The sequence below is a fragment of the Sphingomonas sp. P3_C5 genome (assembly GCF_056402635.1).
The window spans coordinates 175,080-191,751 of sequence record NZ_JBFUHA010000005.1; the positions used below are offsets into that span (position 1 = coordinate 175,080).

At 61.4% G+C, this 16,672-nt stretch carries 15 protein-coding genes; 6 read left to right on the top strand and 9 right to left on the bottom strand.

Translation table 11 applies throughout. The features are described from left to right. Positions 1-23: 23 nt before the first annotated feature. The 4 genes from AC1DVS_RS14245 to AC1DVS_RS14260 all read right to left on the bottom strand — a co-directional run bounded on the left by AC1DVS_RS14245 (position 24) and on the right by AC1DVS_RS14260 (position 3,405). A complete protein-coding gene (locus AC1DVS_RS14245; protein ID WP_478024069.1) occupies positions 24-1,559 on the bottom strand; it encodes a PQQ-binding-like beta-propeller repeat protein in 1,536 nt (511 codons plus the stop codon). A gap of 172 nt (positions 1,560-1,731) precedes the next feature. After that, positions 1,732-2,118, bottom strand: coding sequence for a hypothetical protein (locus AC1DVS_RS14250; protein ID WP_478024071.1), 387 nt, complete (start codon positions 2,116-2,118; stop codon positions 1,732-1,734). Next, entirely contained in the window at positions 2,118-3,128 is a 1,011-nt protein-coding gene (locus AC1DVS_RS14255) for a hypothetical protein (protein ID WP_478024072.1), read from the bottom strand. The genes AC1DVS_RS14250 and AC1DVS_RS14255 overlap by 1 nt, the downstream gene beginning before the upstream one ends. 85 nt (positions 3,129-3,213) lie before the next feature. Continuing rightward, on the bottom strand, positions 3,214-3,405 hold the full coding sequence (locus tag AC1DVS_RS14260; RefSeq protein ID WP_478024073.1) for a hypothetical protein: 192 nt from the start codon (positions 3,403-3,405) through the stop codon (positions 3,214-3,216). Positions 3,406-3,601: 196 nt separating this feature from the next. Here AC1DVS_RS14260 and uvrA point away from each other — a divergent pair, with 196 nt between their 5' ends. The 5 genes from uvrA (at position 3,602) to AC1DVS_RS14285 (ending at position 12,031) form a co-directional block, all read left to right on the top strand. Then, positions 3,602-6,688: an excinuclease ABC subunit UvrA gene (uvrA, locus tag AC1DVS_RS14265; protein ID WP_478024074.1), complete on the top strand. Its 3,087-nt coding sequence runs from the start codon at positions 3,602-3,604 to the stop codon at positions 6,686-6,688. 388 nt (positions 6,689-7,076) lie between these two features. Then, positions 7,077-7,733 carry a hypothetical protein gene (locus tag AC1DVS_RS14270; protein ID WP_478024075.1) on the top strand — a complete coding sequence of 219 codons (657 nt, stop codon included), beginning with the start codon at positions 7,077-7,079 and terminating at the stop codon, positions 7,731-7,733. A gap of 157 nt (positions 7,734-7,890) precedes the next feature. Further along, positions 7,891-9,153, top strand: a complete 1,263-nt coding sequence (locus AC1DVS_RS14275) for a hypothetical protein (RefSeq protein ID WP_478024076.1) — start codon at positions 7,891-7,893, stop codon at positions 9,151-9,153. Positions 9,154-9,536: 383 nt separating this feature from the next. Further along, entirely contained in the window at positions 9,537-11,333 is a 1,797-nt protein-coding gene (locus AC1DVS_RS14280; RefSeq protein ID WP_478024077.1) for an AAA family ATPase, read from the top strand. Between the two features lie 104 nt (positions 11,334-11,437). Then, a complete protein-coding gene (locus AC1DVS_RS14285) occupies positions 11,438-12,031 on the top strand; it encodes an NIF family HAD-type phosphatase (RefSeq protein WP_478024078.1) in 594 nt (197 codons plus the stop codon). A gap of 48 nt (positions 12,032-12,079) precedes the next feature. Here the strand turns inward: AC1DVS_RS14285 and AC1DVS_RS14290 are convergent, their stop codons facing one another. The 4 genes from AC1DVS_RS14290 to AC1DVS_RS14305 all read right to left on the bottom strand — a co-directional run bounded on the left by AC1DVS_RS14290 (position 12,080) and on the right by AC1DVS_RS14305 (position 15,506). After that, a complete protein-coding gene (locus tag AC1DVS_RS14290; protein ID WP_478024080.1) occupies positions 12,080-13,279 on the bottom strand; it encodes a hypothetical protein in 1,200 nt (399 codons plus the stop codon). A gap of 190 nt (positions 13,280-13,469) precedes the next feature. Beyond that, the gene (locus AC1DVS_RS14295) at positions 13,470-13,739 is read right to left on the bottom strand and encodes a hypothetical protein (RefSeq protein WP_478024082.1); all 270 of its coding nucleotides are present in this window, start codon (positions 13,737-13,739) and stop codon (positions 13,470-13,472) included. 22 nt (positions 13,740-13,761) lie between these two features. Beyond that, positions 13,762-14,205 (bottom strand): UrcA family protein, encoded by a 444-nt coding sequence (locus AC1DVS_RS14300; protein WP_478024083.1) that lies wholly within the window; start codon positions 14,203-14,205, stop codon positions 13,762-13,764. A gap of 146 nt (positions 14,206-14,351) precedes the next feature. After that, positions 14,352-15,506, bottom strand: a complete 1,155-nt coding sequence (locus AC1DVS_RS14305) for a site-2 protease family protein (protein WP_478024085.1) — start codon at positions 15,504-15,506, stop codon at positions 14,352-14,354. Positions 15,507-15,686: 180 nt separating this feature from the next. On the opposite strand from AC1DVS_RS14305, the gene AC1DVS_RS14310 reads away from it, so the two are divergent. After that, entirely contained in the window at positions 15,687-16,145 is a 459-nt protein-coding gene (locus AC1DVS_RS14310; protein ID WP_478024087.1) for a PA2169 family four-helix-bundle protein, read from the top strand. 17 nt (positions 16,146-16,162) lie between these two features. Here the strand turns inward: AC1DVS_RS14310 and AC1DVS_RS14315 are convergent, their stop codons facing one another. Further along, on the bottom strand, positions 16,163-16,651 hold the full coding sequence (locus AC1DVS_RS14315) for a hypothetical protein (protein WP_478024089.1): 489 nt from the start codon (positions 16,649-16,651) through the stop codon (positions 16,163-16,165). Between the last annotated feature and the right edge of the window lie 21 nt (positions 16,652-16,672).

Consider the following 16,672-nt stretch of genomic DNA (forward strand, 5'->3'; position numbering starts at 1 on the left):
GGGACGAATCAGACGCGCGGCCCTCACTTCACGCTATAGGCCACCAGCGCAGCGTGCCCGTTCAGCGTGGTCGTGACCAGCAACAGACTGTCGCGCGAAATCGCGATTGAACCTGGGGTCGCCGCCGACCACACCACTGGGTGCGCTGGATCGGTTGCCGAGACCGCATAAAGTTTCGACAGAGTGCTCACGAAAATCAGCGTATCCGTCGCGATGACATTGTCTGTAACTGAGGTCTGGTCGTCCGCCGGCGGCGACCAGGTCCACAGGATCGCTCCATCGGCCTCGTTCACCGCTTCGAGGTGCGCCGTGCCGTTTTGGGTGCCCGCCGCATAGATGACACCATTCGCGAAGGCCGGCGGAGCCTGATAGGTGCCTGAACCGAGTTGTGTCGCAACTCCCGCTGGCGTGAACTTCACCAGCGGAACCTGCCCGGCGGCGTCATTGGGCAGAATCACATTTCCGCCGGTGCCCAGCATCGGGGCACTGTAATAATAATGGTCGGAAGAGCCGCTATGACTGGCGAAGTCGTAATTGGGGTCCCGGATGGACATGGTGCGCTGGCCCGTGGCCCGATCGAAAAAATCGACATAGCCGCCGCTGTAATAATAGACATGGCCGTCATCGACCGCCGGGGTTTCGCCACCCCAGATCCACGCGCCCTGGCCGTAGGAAGTCCAGCGCCGCGTTCCTGCTGCGAGGTCGTAGGAGATGACCTCGTTCCCATTATATCCCGCTGCGACGTAAAGACTGTCGCCGAACGGCGTCGGCGCGAGGAGCGGCGAATATTGCGAATCGAACGTTATCGCCGGGGTGACGGGCGCGCCCGTGGCCACGTCGAAGGCGCTGATCGGATTGTCGTTGCCAGACACGGGGATGGAGGGAAAATAGACCGTGTCGCCTGAAACCGCCGGCTGCCCGACCCAGGGCGCCAGTCCAATCGGAGAAACCCAGATCGGCGCTCCCTGCATCGTCAGCGCAACGACGCTGGTGGGGCCTCTGTTATCCTCGCTCCCGACAAGGATCGTGCTCCCCTTCGTCGCAACCCGCGTGAATCTGTAGGTACTCGATGGCTGCCACACCCAACGCTTCTTGATGACGCCTGCATAGCTGGCATGGACATAGCCACTATGCCCGGCATCGCGCTGATACGTCACCCAGTCCTTCAGCGCGACGTTGATCGTGTAGGTGAAGACCTGCTCAGTACCCGGCCACGGACGCGTACAGGGGCTGTCGCGGCACATACGGAAGGTGATGGTGCCGGTCGTCACGCCGCCCGGCAAGGTCGCGACCGTCTTGAACGCGGCGTGATAAGTGTTCGGCGCCGCGGAGGATATCGGGCCGTCCTGGGTCAGCTTGGCCGAATCGAACTGCACATCGGGGAAGAGCGGCTTGTCATAGCCTGGCGTCACCGCGTCGAACTGGACCGCCGTATCAGTCGCACCCTCGGTGACGCTCGCAGTCTGTGTCGAAGGGAAAAGCGTCGGCGTTGTCTGGGCCATCACAGGCGCAGCACCTGCCGCGACCAGCGCCGCGATCATCCCGAAAACCACACGCATCATATATTCCCCTGAACCGCCACCGCGCTCGCCGCGTCGAAATAATGGGCGGCCAAGTCTTAAGATTCCCGCCAACCCATTGGGAAACTTGAAATGCACGACGTGCAGTCTTGCCATAAGCGCGAGCACCGCCGCTGGATGGCGGCCGCCTGGCGACGTTGCAGCAAGCGACTCATGCCGCGCCGCCGATGAAGGGCAGGGCGGCGAATTTGGTCACCACTCCCGTCACCTTGTCGACCACGCCGGCCACGTCAGCGATCGTGTGGGCGATTGCCTGGATCCGGTCGGCTTCCTTCTTCGCCGCCTTGGACAAGCTATTGATCTCGCTGATCAGCGGCCCGGAGGCGATGGCGTCGTCGATCTGGTTGATGCCAAGCACGGCGTGCCGACGCAATGCGTCGAGCAATTTGTTGTCGGTCGCGGTGGCACGCTGGAAATCGGAGTTCGGATCGTCCGAAAAGGGTGCCGATTGCAGGATCTGCATCGACATCGTCAGGTCCTGGACCAGCGTGTTGCGCGTCTGCGCCCAGGCGCCGAGTGTCTGGATTTTGACCGGCATCACTCGCCCTCCTTCTTCTTGAGTGCGTCGACCGCGGTGTTCGTTACGCTGGCCAGTTCGATCACCGCGCTGATCGCCGCTTCGAAATCGATCGTGTTGCCGGTCCGCGCCGCCTCGGCGAGTTTCGCATGGGCCTTGCCGATCGCCAGATAGCGCTGCTGCTCGCTGCTGCGTGCGTTGAAATCAGCGACCCTGGCGAACAACGCGTCCTGCGCCGCGCGCAGGTCCGACGGCGGGGCCGACGCCGCCGCAAGACGCGATGCCGCAGTCTGCGCGGCATTGGCCGCCTGTAACAGCCCGACCGAATCATAGAGGTTCAGCCGGTCATCAACGTCCGCCAGGATGTTGGTGGCTTCCTGCACCAGCGGGTCGCCGGCGATAACGATCTTCTTCAGTACGCGCCCCCGTTGTGCCGCCAGGATTAGCCCGCCGGCCTTGGCGACGACCGCGGCGACAGCGCCGATTTTCGCGCCCGAAGTGCCAGGCGGCGCGCCGGTCGCCTTGCGGATCGCTCCGTCGAGATTGCCAAGTGACGTGGCAAGCCCGGTCACCGAATCGGAAAACGCCGCCTGATCCTTGGTGGTGTCGGCCGCGAGCAGGATCAGGTTGTCGGAATAGTCGGACAGCGCCTGGTCGAGCGCCTTGATGTTCGAGTAGGTCGGTATCTTCTCGATCGGCTTGCCCGTTGCATCGACCAGGGTGCACGGCGCTGGCGGTGTTGTTGCTGTCGGATCGGGCGGCAGGAGCAACAGCGCGCACTGTGGCGAGAGGCGCAGATCGACATGGTTGTCCGCCAGGGCCTGATGGATCCGCTCGCTCTCGGCGGCAGCGAGGGCAGTCAGCCGCTGGTTCTGGATCGCGACTGATTCCTTGGTGAGCGTGCCGAACTGACCGATCGAGTCGCGATAGGTCGTGTTGATGCAGCCGCCCAGCAGCGCCGTGGCGGCGGCGACCGCCAATATCGTGCGCAGCCGATTGATCCGGCTTCTTCGCGCCAAGCCTCTGTTCATAAACCCGCCTCCCCGTCGTTCACACAGGCTGATCCAAAAACGCCCGATGTGAAAGTGGCTCGTCCGAATTGCCACCGGATTGGTGTTATCCTTGGCTGTCGCCGGGGGGTGGCACGAGGGAGGCATGGCTCTTGACGGGCTCCTTGTTCATTGAGGCCGGGCAGCCCTCCAGGGCGTTACCTGGAAGCCAGAACAGCATGATGCCCGCGCCGAACAGCGCGAGCCAGACTGTTGCCGCCGACAAAGCAGCGATCGGCTCCTTGAGCGCCTCGGCCACGTCCTTGATCGCGGTCGCGCTCCGTGCCAGGCGCGGTGTCGGCGGCGCACACCCTCGCATGTGACGGCCATCACGCCCCCCGCAACGATCGCGCGGCCTTGCCACCGCGCCCGCGCACCCCCACATCCGCGCTTCACGCGTTGACCTCCGGCGCGGCCTCCATTATCGCTAGAACAAATCTGGAACAGAGCGGTTTATGCTGACCCACATCTCCGTCCGCGGCGCGCGCGAGCACAATCTCAAGGATGTCTCGATCGACATCCCGCGCGACACGCTCACGGTCATCACCGGGCTGTCGGGGTCGGGCAAGTCGAGCCTCGCCTTCGATACCATCTATGCGGAAGGCCAGCGACGCTATGTCGAGAGCCTCTCGGCCTATGCGCGCCAGTTCCTCGAGCTGATGCAGAAGCCCGATGTCGATCATATCGAGGGCCTCAGCCCCGCCATCTCGATCGAGCAGAAGACGACCAGCCGCAACCCGCGCTCCACGGTCGCGACCGTCACCGAGATCTATGATTATATGCGCCTGTTATGGGCGCGCGTCGGCATTCCCTATTCGCCCGAGACCGGCCTGCCGATCGCCGCGCAGACGGTCAGCCAGATGGTCGACCGCGTCATGGCGCTGCCCGAGGGCACGCGGCTTTATCTGCTCGCCCCCGTCGTACGCGGCCGCAAGGGCGAGTATCGCAAGGAGATGCTCGAGTGGCAGAAAGCGGGCTTCACCCGCGTCCGCATCGATGGCGAGTTGTACGAGATCGATGAGGCGCCGGCGCTCGACAAGAAGTTCAAGCATGACATCGAGGTGGTGGTCGACCGGATGGTGGTCGGGCCCGATATGGCAACACGCCTTGCCGACAGCTTCGAGACCGCGCTGAAGCTGGCCGAAGGGCTGGCTTATGTGGACCTGGTCGATACGACGGTGGCTCAGCTAAGCCCCTCCCCTTCAGGAGCATCGCTGCAGTCCTTTCCCCCGGAAAGGACAAAGGGCAGCGATGCTGGGTTGGGGTGGGGCAGTGCCTCAAACTCTGGCGCGAGTGAGTCCCCCTCCCCCAACCCCTCCCCTGAAGGGGAGGGGCTTAAGAACGCCGTCCGTGAAATGCCTCAAACCTTCGTCACCGAAGGAAAAATGAAAAACACTGGCATCCCGGCCAATCGCATCGTCTTCTCGGAAAAATTCGCCTGCCCCGTCTCCGGCTTTACCATTGCCGAGATCGAGCCGCGCCTCTTCTCCTTCAACGCTCCGCAAGGCGCTTGCCCGACATGCGACGGTCTCGGCGAGAAGCTCCTGTTCGACGAGGAGCTCGTCGTCCCCAACCATGCGCTCAGCATCAAGAAGGGCGCCGTCGTCCCCTGGGCGAAATCCAACCCGCCCAGCCCCTATTACATGCAGGTGCTCGGCAGCCTCGCGCGCGAATTCGACTTCAGCCTCGATACGCCCTGGGAGGATCTCCCGGCGGAGATCCGCGACATCATCCTCTACGGGACCAAGGGCAAGCCGGTCACGCTGACCTTCATCGACGGCCGCAAATCCTATGACGTGAAGAAGCCCTTCGAAGGCGTGATCGGCAACCTCAACCGCCGCATGCTCTCGACCGAGAGCGCCTGGATGCGCGAGGAACTCTCCAAATATCAGAGCAGCGCGCCCTGCGAGGTCTGCCACGGGGCACGCCTCAAGCCCGAGGCGCTCGCGGTCAAGATCGGCATGCGCGATATCTCCTCGGTCACCCGCCTCTCGGTGGTCGATGCGCTCGCCTGGTTCACGGGCGTTCCGGAAGTCCTTACCGGCCAGCAGCGCGAGATCGCTGAGCGCATCCTCAAGGAAATCCTCGAGCGGCTCGGCTTCCTCAACAATGTCGGTCTCGATTATCTCAATCTCGATCGCACCAGCGGCACGCTTTCGGGCGGCGAGAGCCAGCGCATCCGCCTCGCATCGCAGATCGGCTCGGGCCTGTCGGGCGTGCTCTACGTCCTCGATGAGCCCTCGATCGGCCTCCACCAGCGCGACAACGACATGCTGCTGAAGACGCTCAGAAGGCTCCGCGATCTCGGCAACACCGTCCTCGTCGTCGAGCATGACGAGGATGCGATCCGTACCGCCGACTATATCATCGATATGGGCCCCGGCGCCGGCGTCCATGGCGGCGCGGTCGTGGCACAGGGCACCCTCGACGAGGTGCTGGCGTCCAAGGGCAGCATCACCGCCGATTATCTCAACGGCACCCGCGAAGTCCCCCTCCCGGACAAGCGCCGCAAGGGTAATGGCAAGAAGCTGACGGTCCACAATGCCACCGCCAACAACCTGCGCGGCGTGACGGCAAGCATCCCGCTCGGCACCTTCACCTGCGTCACTGGCGTGTCCGGCTCGGGCAAGTCGAGCTTCACCATCGACACGCTCTACGCCGCCGCCGCGCGCTCCTTGAACGGCGCTCGCGTCCTCGCCGGCAAGCATGAAAAGGTCACCGGCCTCCAATATCTCGACAAGGTGATCGACATCGATCAGTCGCCGATCGGCCGCACCCCGCGCTCGAATCCGGCAACCTATACCGGCGCCTTCACCCAGATCCGCGACTGGTTCGCCGGCCTCCCCGAAAGCCAGGCGCGCGGTTACAAGCCGGGCCGCTTCAGCTTCAACGTCAAGGGTGGCCGCTGCGAGGCCTGCCAGGGCGATGGCCTGCTCAAGATCGAGATGCACTTCCTGCCCGACGTCTATGTCACGTGCGACGTCTGCCACGGCGCCCGCTACAATCGCGAGACGTTGGAGGTGAAATTCAAGGGCAAGTCGATCGCTGATGTGCTCGACATGAACGTCGAGGACGCAGTCGAGTTCTTCAAGGCCGTCCCGCCGATCCGCGACAAGATGGCAATGCTGGCCGAGGTCGGCCTGGGTTACGTCAAGGTCGGCCAGCAGGCCACGACGCTCTCTGGCGGCGAGGCGCAACGCGTGAAGCTCGCCAAGGAACTCTCTCGCCGCGCGACCGGCCAGACGCTCTATATCCTCGACGAGCCCACCACCGGGCTTCACTTCGAGGATGTGCGCAAACTGCTGGAAGTGCTCCACGCATTGGTCGATCACGGCAATACGGTGGTGGTGATCGAGCATAATCTCGACGTGATCAAGACCGCCGACTGGGTGCTCGACCTCGGCCCCGAGGGTGGCGTGAAGGGCGGGGAGATCGTGGCGGAAGGTACGCCGGAACAGGTTGCCAAGGCAAAGGGGTCATTCACCGGACATTATCTGAAGCCACTGCTCGAGCGCGGGCGGGAGAGCGTGGCGGCGGAATAGTCTCCGTCCGCTTCCCGCTTCTGTATCCAGGCGGATCAGTGCGCCTGCCGGAAAGGCCGAACCGCGTTCGGCACAGGGTTAAATCAAGCCGGGCAACGAGCGCGCTGGGCCATCGGGCCGCTCCCGATCGACCGGGCAAGATATCACGCCTTCGGTTGTAACTGCCCTGGTCACCGCCACTCCCCGTGACGCACTAGTGGAACAAAATATTCCGTCCAGTCAGCAGGTTCCTGCGGCACCCTCAGAAAGTAGCAGGTCTCGCCGCAAACAGCCGAATTAGGGATCTGTTCATGAATCGTTTCCAAAATTTTAGGTAGCTAAGACTATAATCAAAATCGAAAGCCGCCTTGTAGCAGAAGCACTACTCCGGATCGGGTGAATACTCAGAGTGACTGATCAAGCCGGTATCGACGCGCAAGTGGCTCCGCCCCGCAAGAATGTGCTGCTGTCCGCGACCATCGAATCCGGCGCGCTCAAGGTGCCGGTGCGGATTCGAAGCCTGTCGGAGAGCGCGGCGATGCTGGACGGCACTGTGCTGCCCGATCCCGGCACTGTGCTGACGTTGCGCCGGCTCCAGCTCGACGTCGCCGCCACGGTCATGTGGTGCGAGTCCGGGCGCTGCGATATCTCGTTTGCCGGCAAGGTGTCGGTGGAGGATTGGGTGGCGGGCAACTGCCTGCCGCAGCGCTTCGTGGTGCCCGGCCAGGCGCGGGTCGATGCGATCCAGTTCGCGCTGCGCCGTGGCGAGGCGCCACCCGAAGAAGCGCCGCCGCCAAGCATGCCGGTCGCGGTTGCCGATCTGGACCAGCGCATTGCCGAGGAGATCGAAGTCGTGCGACGGCTCCTGGAGACCGTCGGCGATGAACTCAGCGACGATATGGAGCTGCTCCAGCGCTACGGTGAGGCGCTGCAGCGCTTCGATTTCGGCTGCCAGGCCCTCAGCCATCTCGCCGCCGTCCTCAGTGCCACGGACCGGGCGGCGGCGGTCGCCGGCGTGACGATGGAGGAATTGCGCAACCGCCTTCTGCAGAAGCCGGCTTCGTGAAGGCTCCCCCGCCGCGTTGAGCTGCCTTGCGTGAACGCCGCGTAGCGCCGCCGTGAACCGGTTCGCGGGGCTCCTGACCAACGCGCCGCTCCCACCACCGCAACTGCTTGAACCTGCTCGAACTTCGGGTAACGTCAGCCCAAGGGGGGCCTGTCACATGAAATTCCTGCGCGTCGCCGCGTGTCTCATTCTCGCGCTGCCGGCTGCGTCGGCGGCGCCGGCCCAGACTCGTCCCGCCGCGGTGCCCGCGCTTTCGCGCACCGCCCAACTCGATCTCATGGCGGATTTCTTCGTTCCCCGAAGGGCGATTCTCGCGATGAGCCGCGAGATGTGCGACACGGCCTTCCGCACCGCGCTGGTCGGCGATCCGGAAATGGCGAACATCCAGAAAGTGCTTCCAGGCATCATTGATCGGATGGTCAAGGCAGCCGCATCGCATTGCGACATCGAGATGGCCGGGGTGCTCGACCGTCGTCAGGATCAGGTCCGCACCTATTGGGCCGCCCAGGTTTCGCCGGCCGATCTCGCCCGTCTCGCGCGCACCCTGGCCGTCTCCGTCGAAGAAGCTCGGGGCCTCAGGATCGAGGTCCGTCCCGGCGACACGATGAAAGACATTGTCGACCGCATTCCGCCGGAGCCCGCGGCGTGGAACCAGCGCTTGCGCGCCGGGCAGATGGCCCTGGCGCGGACGCCCGGCGGTGTCGCGCTCGTGAACAAGGTTGGCGCGTATCAGCGCTCGATGACACCGCTGCTCGAGCAGGATCATAAGGCGATCGTCGACATCGGCACCAACGCCTTCAAGCTGGCCCACCGCGAAGCCAATCTCTACGCGCAGGAAAGGGGCCTGTTGGAGCTCTATGCGGACGCGCCCATTCCGCCATTGGCGCCGCCCCCGCCCGGGTCCGCCGCCGCGCTTCCCGCGAAGCTGCAGGGTTCCTTCGTCTATGTCTATTCGTTCCTCGATGTGCGCGAGGACGAATATACGCCGAAGGTGCTCGGCCAGTTCGATGCCGATCTGACCGCACGGCTCGGCGCGCTGCACATCTCCAGCAAGATCCTCCGCTTCAACGAGAGCAGCCGCGGCAAGGAGGAAACCTACGCCCAGAAGACGGGCTATGGGGACAGCAGCAGGTCAGTCCCGGTCGGCGAAACCATCGCGCGCAATTTCGACGACGAACATGTATCCGGCGCGCGCTTCCGGCTGACCATCTTCCCGTCCAACTTCACCACCTCGGGCGTCTGGCGCTTTTATGACGTGCGGTTCCAGCTGATGGATACCATGCTCAACAAGCAGCTTTGGGAATATGTCTATAGCGGCAAGCATATGGTGATGCTCAAGGACAGCGAGAACGCCCAGGCGCGGTCGAAGAAGATACTGGATCATGCGTTTGCGGAGCTGAAGGCGAAGGGGTTTTTGTGATTAATAATAACCCCTCAATGCACCACATCTGCGAGCGACATGAGAAAAAGACTTGCCGTGCGTTCACCGAAATCGGAGACAACACGAATGAGCCCGGAAGGCTTATTGCGCGTAGCACGGTAACTGGTAACTGCGCACCGTAACTGCGTCGCCGGAGCGGTGGACATTTGATGGATGGCAGGAATACTGTTGCAATCGTGGACAAAATCGAGATCGGGGCGGCTGATTAGATTTTTGATCTTAAACGCTAACGCGGAGCTTAGCTGAAGGCGCACACGCCGGGGGTCAAGGCGAAAGACACTCTCGGCGCGCGGTATCTGGCTTGTGGTTGGAGTGCGGTGAACGCATCGCGGTGGAGCAAGGAAAAACGGGGGACGGCATTCATGTGGATTAAAAGCCTGTCTGTTGAAAGTTTCGCCTCGTTCGGAGACCGGACGGAACTCGAATTCGCGCCGGGCATCAACCTTATTATTGGAGCCAATAACTCTGGAAAAACGGCGATTTTGAAATCGATTACTACGCCAGTGGAGGTAAATCCACACAGAGGCTTGGACGGTTATCTGCGCGGAGATACGACTGAAACTGCGATCGGACTAGAGATTATAACTACCGGCGCTGAAATATCCGAGCTATTAGCCGAGACCTCGCAAAGAATGACTATACCGCTGGAAGGTCAGGAGCCGGAATCGAAGCAATCTGCAATTGATTTCTTTGATAATACGGAGCACATATCATTTAGTGTGACTCGCGGTAATCCGAGCCGCTTCTCTAATCCTGTCCCTTTTTCGTATTTAAACAAGGCTAATACGTACGCTTACCTAAGCATAGTTAACGCTGCTGTTACAGTGTCTGGCTACGTAGGTGATGAAAATAGTCTCGCCAAGTTATTCGATCACAATATTACGAATACTATATTCTATCTAAGGCCGCAAAGGGTCGCTCCGGAAATTTTACCGTACGGCGAGGCAAGCGTACTTACGCCTAATGGAGATAATCTGCAACTCGTATTGACATTCCTACAGAACAAGAGGCCAGATGTCTTCAACGAGATCGTGGTTCACCTAAATTCCATAATAGGAAATGTCCACGAGATTACTGTTGTGCCGCGCGGAAGCGGGTGCGAAATAATGATTTGGCCTACCGACCGAATGGATCGAGAAGAATTGTCATTTAGACTTAGCGATAGTGGAACAGGCGTCGCGCAGTGTCTAACAATATTAGTTGCTGCTTCTTCTGGTTTTCCATCATGCATATTAATTGACGAGATAAATAGTTTCTTGCATCCGCGCGCAGTAAGATCACTCATATCTATTCTGCGAGAATACTATAATCAACATCAGTATATTGTTTCTACGCATTCCGCTGATGTTATAGCGTTCGCGTCACCCTCTACTGCTTATTTTGTTGAAAAAACGGGATTCGTTAGTAGCGCAAAATCTCTAGATCTAAAAAAGATAGAAGATGCCAGATCAATATACCGATCTCTCGGTGTATCTATGATGGATGTGTTTGGGGCTGACAGAATATTCTGGGTAGAGGGGCAGACTGAAGAGATTTGCTTCCCATTATTATTGAATGACACTGAAGATATGTCTGGAATAATAATAAAAGCTGTGCCCGCTACGGGCGATTTTACCGCAAAAAAACGAACAAAAAAGATGATAATTGATCTGTATAATTCAGTGGTGTCGTCGGTCGTTCCTCTCATAGAGGGAATGGTTTTTTCGTTTGATCGCGAAGATTTGTCTGATGAGACGGTAAATTTATTCCAGTCTAATTTTAAAGACAAAGTTTATTTATTGCCGCGAAGAAATATAGAATGCTATTTAATAAATTGCCATGCGATAACGACGGTGATTAATAGTTACATCAAAGAAAACCTCGTTTCCGAGGAAATTGTCAGAAAATGGCTCGTAGAAAATGGCGGAAAAGAAATTTATAGTGCCTCTAAGTTTTGGAGGGGTGAGATAACCGACCGAGACTGGCTTAAACGAGTGGATGGAGCAAGATTAATTGGCGATTTATTCGCAGAATTATCTGAAAATAGAGTTGAGTTTCGTAAAACGAAGCATTCTTCTGAAATTCTTATAGAAATAAAGAATGCTAACCCGAAGGATATTCGAGAGCTCCAAAGATACATTCGGATAATAATCAATAAATTGAAAAAGAAGAAAGGCTAATCGGACCGTAGCTTAATTTCCGTCACGCATGCAGAAAAATGACAAATTAAGCTCGCTTGCGAAGACGGGGCAATCCGCGCAAAACTACGCTAACCCACACACCCATGCCGCCCCCAAGCCCATCCCCGCCGCGAACCCTACTCATCCTCGATCTGGACGAGACGCTGATCCACGCCGCCGAGCAGCCGCTCGATCGCGCCGCGGACTTCTCCGTCTATGGCTATCACGTCTATCGCCGCCCCCATCTCGACGCCTTCATCGCCGAATGCGCCCGGCATTTCGAACTGGCCGTCTGGTCCTCGGCGTCCGACGACTATGTTCGGGCCGTGGTCGAGCACATCTTCCCCGATCCCGCCGCGCTGCACTTCGTCTGGGGCCGCAGCCGCGCGTCGTTGCGCCGCATGTCGCCTTATGACGACGGCTATATGCTCGATCCCTGGGACCATCTTCATTACATCAAGCCGCTCACCAAGGTGCGGAAGGCGGGATGGCGGCTCGAGCGCGTGCTCATCGTCGATGACACGCCGGAAAAATGCGTCCGGAATTTCGGCAACGCGATCTATCCGCGCCCGTTCGAGGGCGCCGAGGGCGATGACGAGCTGAAGCACCTCGCCACCTATCTCGCGACCCTGAAGGACGAGCCGAATGTGAGGACGATCGAAAAGCGTCGCTGGCGCGAACGGATCGTCGGGCACTAGCGCATGTCAGGCGCGGGCGACAATTGCTGATCCGCGCGGCGCCTATTTCTACCACCGCCGCATCATCTTCGCCCGCGCCTTCTTCTCCTCCTCCGAACCGGGGATGCGCTCCTTGCGTTGCGGGATCGGCCGGGTGGGGTCGAGCTGGATGAACGTCGCACCGGTCGGTGCAAGGATGGCCGCGATACGGTCGCGATCCTGGTCAGTGGTGACGATGTAAAGGCGCGCGCCCTTCAAGGCTCCGGGCTTCACCGCGCGCGCGGCATCGCCGAGCACGCGCACAAGATTGTCTGGCGGGCCAACCGAAGCGATCGAGACCACGTCGCCCTTCCCACCTTCCTTGAGGGCGTCGTGCACCCAGGTCTCTGAAGCGCCATAATCCTCTGCTGTGGGATCGCGCAGCACGGTGGTCGAGCTATTGGGTTCCATCCATCCGGCGTCGGTCCGCATAAAGGCCTCGCGCAGATAATCGTGCCATTCGCGCTCCCCCTGCGTCTTGGGCCCGTACAGAGGGTCGATCAGCGCCTTGATCCGCGCCGCTTCGTATGCCTGTTGCGCTGTCGCCACGCGGTGCGCCTGCGCCAGCGCTGCCTCCCATGCCGGACCGGCTGGCGGGATGACCCGGCCCGTCGCGAGGTCGATCTCGATCCGGACGAAGGCCCTGGCCTCCGGGTCGTCACCCTCCGGCGGAATCGTGACCGGCAGGATCAGCCGCTCGCCCGCCGCGGACAGGGACGGCTCGCCGCGCCAGTGGATCGAGCTGACCGAGTGCGGCAATACGGCGACATAGTGTTTCGGGAGGAACGCCGTCAGCGGCATGGCACGTACCGGAGTGCCGTCGGCGCCATAAATCACCACCGCGTCGTCGCCCCAGCCCAGGCTGTGCCAATTGTCGAAAGTGATCACATGCGCGCCGTCGTTCGAGACAAGCGCGCTCACCGGCGCCACGTCGTTGACCAGCGGCTTGCGCCACAGGATCGTCCAGCTGCCGTCCGGCCCCCGGCGCTCAAGCCATCCTTCCGCCTTGGTGGGGCCGCCACGTTGCTGGCCGGCGAGTTCCTTGTCCTTCACCTTGTCCTTGAAAAAGGCCAGCGGCGATTTGATCTGACGCGGCTCGACCGTGAAGCGCGCATTCTGATCGGCGGAGAGGTAGGTCTGGCGCGTGGCCGGCGCCCAGCTGTCGGCGCGCGCGAACGAAGGCAGGCACATCAGCGCGAAAAGCCAGGCCAGCCACAAAGTCCGCATCATCTCGCCTCTCCCGCTTGTCGACGCGGCCAAGGCTGGCGCTGACGAGCCTGCCTGTCAATGCGTTATGTTATCTTATTACGTAACCTTATTGATTCAACTCGCGATCGGCTTCGGGCATCGTGCTGCTACAGGTGGTACAACAGTCGCGGAGCTCCTTCACATGACCGAGACGCAGCCCACGGCTTCCCTGTTATAGCCGGAACAGGGAACCGGTTTTCCCTGTTCCGGCGATAACAGGGAAAGCGATCTTCCCTGTTAATTCCAACAGCTTCCCTGTTAATTCCAACAAAATTACCGCCATCAGGAGCATCTGGATCCGCAGAACTTGCTGAAGGATAATGGAAATATCGCCAGATGAGGCGTCGGGCGGGGCAGCCGCAAAAGTTTTTTCGGCGAATAACAGGGAGGAACAGGGAGGAACAGGGAGGAACAGGGAAGCAACCGGGCCGACGAGGACCAAATCCGCCTGTTCCGATCCCGCCTCAGGGATAGTCGCTCCCCCAGTCGTCCGGATAGGGCGCCTGCCAGCGCGCGGGTGCGACCCACGCCGTGCCGCGCGGCGCGAAATGCGCCTCGATCCTGCCGACCCGCCGCAGAGCATCTCGCGTCGCCGCCTCGCGGCAACTCGGCTCGAGCACCGAGCTACTGTCGTCCTCGCCGAGCCGGTCGCAGAGATAGCGCGCGGTCAGGCTGATCCGGCGCCGCAATTCGGCGCGGTCCTCGCGGTAGCTCAGATCAAGATCGGCATAGCTCACATGCTGTGACGCCGATTCCACATCGCTGGGCAGCCGGCCGTAATGGCCGGTGATGACGATATCGTCCTGATATTCCGGTTCGTCCTGCGCCACGGCCGGCGTCGCCGCGGTCATCATGGCCATAGCGGTCAGCAGCCCGCAACACGCGGGCGCGATCAATGGCATTTTCATGGGTGCTTCTCCTGGTTCAAGGCGCGGCCAAAGCCTGCGCGGTCGAACCCCCGCACCGTCAAAACCCGCAGGCCCCGCGCCATGTTCCCCAAAAGCGCGCAAGCTGTCGCCGGCGCGGGATATGATCGCACGCCAGCCGACAGGCGTCAGGCGAGCAACGCCTCGATCTGGCTTCGGATATCGCGGAAGGTGGGGTCGCGGAACGGCGATTCGCGTCGGCGTGCCGATACCATCGCCTTCACTCTCTCTCGCGCAACATCCCGCTCCCCCGCCCGCGCCGCGACAGCCGCTTCCGCCGCCATGAAAACGGGCGTCGTGACGGGGAGGTCGGCGCGCTCGGCCAGCAAGGCTCGAGCGCGATCAAGGTCCGCCTCCCACATCGCCGTCAGATAGGTGTCGCATGCCGTGAGCCATTCGCTCGACTCGTTGCTCGCGCGAAACTGATCGATCAGGCGTCGGGCAAGCGCGGCATCGACGGGCGACGAGTCAAGAACCTGACCGATCCGCAGCGTGGCGCAAGCTCGTGAGACTTCCGCTAATGGTGCAGGGATATCCTCCACTCTGGCAAGCAGCCACTCAGGCAGATCGCGAAGACGGACATTATAATGCAGCATCGTGCCGATCCACTGCAGTGCCTTGCTAGCCTCATAATTGCTGTCTGTCCGCCGTGCTGCCCGCCACTGGGCTCCGTCCGACGCGACGCCGTCAGCCGCCGACGGCAATATGGCGAACACGCAGACCTTCAGCGACTGGAGCCCCAGGCCAAGCGCGACCCCGCTAAAAGCAATGCCCGCATGGTCCGGCTCCTCCGAAAAAAGCCAGCACCCGAAAAAAGCGATCAGCGCGAGTGCCAGGCTGGCTGCGGGGCCGGCCGCCAATATGGTACACCACTGCTCCTTTTCCCTGGAATCGAACTGGTTGGGCACGGTCGCCACCCAGCCGCGAAACTGTTTCTTGAAGTCGCGCGGCAGCACGACGAGATTGCGGTTGGGGATCTGCCAGGCCAACGGCCGCACTACAAAAACGATGATCCGCCACCCGCATGCGAGAGCCGCCGCAGCATGCCCGGCCTCATGCGCGAGAGTGCAGATAAACGCTCCGACCAGAAGAGAGAGCGCTACAAGAATGACGTGCGGCTGATGGCGGTAAGCGGCGACGTAGACCGCAAGGATCGCAATCCACCACCCGATCGCAAGGGTCCGCTGGAGGAATTCCTGCCAATAGGGAAGTGCGGCCTTGTCGCCCTGGTTCACGACGGGGCCCTGGCAATCGGAAGCGGCATCCGCCAGGGCATAGATCACGCCTTGATCGCTGCCAACCGCGCTGCTGATGCCGAAAGCCTCGGCAGGAGCAGAATGGTCCCCGGCCAGCGCGGCGGAAAATACGAAGATCGTCAGATTTGCGACGAAAAATCGATCATGTCCGGGCCCGGAGGCCGGTTCGTGCGTTACCGCCGATTGGCACTAAAGGGAGATACCGCAATGACAGGGAGCAGCCACGAAATCCGCACGCTGAATGGGCTGATCGCCAACACATTCGACAGCATGGATGGCTTCACAGTCGCGGCCGAGAACGCCAAGGACAAGCGTCTCGGCGGCATGTTCCGCGCTCACGCCAATGAGCGTCGCGCCGTGATCCGCAACCTTCAGGCCGAGGTCGTGCGTCTCGGCGGCGAGCCGGAGGAGCAGGGCACTCTCCTGGCCGGCCTGCACCGCAACTTCCTCACACTGAAGACAGCGGTGATCCGCAATGATCTTCGCGCGATCCTGGACGAGGTCGAGCGTGGCGAGGAGCATCTCGAGGCGATGTTCGAAAGCGCCCTTGCCGATGACGCGCTCCCGCTTCCGGTCGAGGCGGTGGTCCGCGCCAGCTTCGCCGCAATCCGCGACGGGCATGTCGAGATGCAAGAGCTCGAGAACGAGCTCGCCGTCGCTGCCTGATCAGGCCACGAGCCGGATCAGTCCCCGCATTTCCGCGCCCGCTGCAGCCCGCGCAGGAAGCCGCGCCGCGCAAAGCCGGCGGTGACCGCCGCCGCATAGCGCCGCTCGGCCGGTGCCGCGCCGCTCACCTCGCGGACGATGCCGCGGAACGGGATCAGCGAGTTCACCACCGCCTGGCCGCCGGCCTTGATGAGGCTCTGCTTCTTCGGCGCCGCCGTGCTCTCATAGTCAGGGCCGATCACCGCGCTGAGGTCGCGGATCGAGGCCGCGATCTGCCGGCATGTCGCGGTGCCGTCCGGGCCATAGGGATCCTCGCTCACCTCCACCAGCAGCGGCGGGATCTTGGTCTTGGCAAGGCCGACATCGCGCACCGGCTGGGAAACGACCTCTCCGGCCTGTTTGACGTTCGACTCCTTCTGGACGGTCTGCGCGGATGCCGGCAGCGCCGCCAGCACCGCCAGAGCCGCCATCAGGGACGAGACTGAGCTGGATCTGGCAGATATCATTTCCGTGTTCCCTCATCCCTT

Coding starts and splice junctions, on each gene's coding strand:
- AC1DVS_RS14245 (WP_478024069.1), bottom strand. CDS start 1,559: ATGCGTGTGGTTTTCGGGATGATCGCGGCGCTGGTCGCGGCAGGTGCT.
- AC1DVS_RS14250 (WP_478024071.1), bottom strand. CDS start 2,118: ATGCCGGTCAAAATCCAGACACTCGGCGCCTGGGCGCAGACGCGCAAC.
- AC1DVS_RS14255 (WP_478024072.1), bottom strand. CDS start 3,128: ATGAACAGAGGCTTGGCGCGAAGAAGCCGGATCAATCGGCTGCGCACG.
- uvrA (WP_478024074.1), top strand. CDS start 3,602: ATGCTGACCCACATCTCCGTCCGCGGCGCGCGCGAGCACAATCTCAAG.
- AC1DVS_RS14275 (WP_478024076.1), top strand. CDS start 7,891: ATGAAATTCCTGCGCGTCGCCGCGTGTCTCATTCTCGCGCTGCCGGCT.
- AC1DVS_RS14280 (WP_478024077.1), top strand. CDS start 9,537: ATGTGGATTAAAAGCCTGTCTGTTGAAAGTTTCGCCTCGTTCGGAGAC.
- AC1DVS_RS14285 (WP_478024078.1), top strand. CDS start 11,438: ATGCCGCCCCCAAGCCCATCCCCGCCGCGAACCCTACTCATCCTCGAT.
- AC1DVS_RS14290 (WP_478024080.1), bottom strand. CDS start 13,279: ATGATGCGGACTTTGTGGCTGGCCTGGCTTTTCGCGCTGATGTGCCTG.
- AC1DVS_RS14300 (WP_478024083.1), bottom strand. CDS start 14,205: ATGAAAATGCCATTGATCGCGCCCGCGTGTTGCGGGCTGCTGACCGCT.
- AC1DVS_RS14310 (WP_478024087.1), top strand. CDS start 15,687: ATGACAGGGAGCAGCCACGAAATCCGCACGCTGAATGGGCTGATCGCC.
- AC1DVS_RS14315 (WP_478024089.1), bottom strand. CDS start 16,651: ATGATATCTGCCAGATCCAGCTCAGTCTCGTCCCTGATGGCGGCTCTG.